The organism is Gemmatimonas sp. (assembly GCF_027531815.1).
Classification (GTDB): Bacteria; Gemmatimonadota; Gemmatimonadetes; order Gemmatimonadales; family Gemmatimonadaceae; genus Gemmatimonas.
On record NZ_JAPZSK010000019.1, the window covers coordinates 1 to 1,345 of the forward strand.

Sequence of the window (1,345 nt, forward strand, 5' to 3'; positions counted from 1 at the left end):
TGAACCGCACCGGCTTTCGTGGAGACTCGGTTAGTTGAGTGCCAAGCGCTCCGCAGGAGCCGCTTGGGTGCGGTAATACTGATCCTCGAACTCCGCAGGGGAAACATATCCCAAGGGCTCGAGAATGCGGCGGGTGTTGAACCAGGCGACCCATTCCAGCGTCGCATACTCCACGTCGTCGAAGCCTTTCCACGGCCCACGCCGGTGAATGACCTCGGTTTTGTACAACCCAATGATCGACTCGGCGAGCGCATTATCATACGCATCGCCGGCGCTGCCGACCGACGGGGCCGCGCCCGCGTCCGCGAGGCGGTTGGTGTAGCGCATCGCGACGTATTGCGACCCGCGATCCGAGTGGACCACGAGCCGGCCATCCAGCTCGCGGTCGTGCAAGGCCTGATCGAGCGCATCGAGCACCAAGTCCGTGCGCATGGTGGTGTGCGCCCGCCAGCCGACGATCCGCCGCGAGAACACGTCGATCACGAACGCCACGTAGACGAAGCCGCGCCACGTCGCGACGTAGGTGAAGTCCGCGACCCACAGCTGATTCGGCCGCTCGGCGGTGAACTGCCGTTGGACGAGATCCTCGGGGCAGGGCGCGGCGGTGTCCGGGCGCGTGGTGGTCGTGCGCCGACCCCGGACGACACCCTGGAGGCCCGCGCGGCGCATGAGCCGCGCGACGGTGCAGCGTGCCACCGTGACGCCTTCGCGCTGGAGCTGATGCCAGATCTTCCGCACGCCGTACACCTCGTGGTGGTCGCGGAATACCGCCCGGATCTTCTCCAGCAACTCGGCGTCACGCTGCGCGCGTGGCGACTGCCTGGTCGCGTCCGCACGGACCGCGCGGCGCTGGTAATAGCCCGACGGGGCGACCTGCAGCACCGCGCAGATCGGCTCGACCCCGTACACGCCGCGCTCCGCGTCAATGAACGCATCGATCACGGCGGGACCTACTTCGTGAAGCGGTCGAGCTCCGCCGCTGCGAAAAACGCGCTGGCTTTCCGCAGAATCTCGTTCGCCCGCTTCAACTCGCGATTCTCGCGCTCCAGCTGCTTCAGACGCTCCCGCTCGTCGGTCGTCACGCCGAGGCGCTGCCCCGCATCGCGCTCCGCCCGCCGCACCCACAGCCGGAGCGTCTCTGCCGTGCAGCCGATCTTCTCCGCGATGGACCGGATCGCCGCCCATTGCGTCGGATGGGCGTCCCGCTGCTCCTGCACCAGCCGGACGGCCCGCTCGCGGACCTCCGGCGAGAACGGCTTGCTGCCGCGCCCCCGGACCCCTTTGTCTTTCGTCATGCTCCCAATCTCTCAAAGCTGGGAGCCTCCGCCAAACCCGGGGCGGTTCA

General features: G+C 67.9%; 1 protein-coding gene and 1 other annotated feature. The gene reads right to left on the minus strand.

Features of this window, described 5'->3' with window-relative positions; translation table 11 throughout:
* Positions 1-30: 30 nt before the first annotated feature.
* A protein-coding gene (locus tag O9271_RS17980; RefSeq protein WP_298272831.1) for an IS3 family transposase occupies positions 31-1,295 on the minus strand; the annotation gives its coding sequence in 2 pieces (ribosomal slippage) (positions 31-980 and positions 980-1,295; 1,266 coding nt in all).
* Positions 865-993, minus strand: a sequence feature (AL1L pseudoknot). Its footprint overlaps the gene before it by 129 nt.
* Positions 1,296-1,345: the final 50 nt, after the last annotated feature.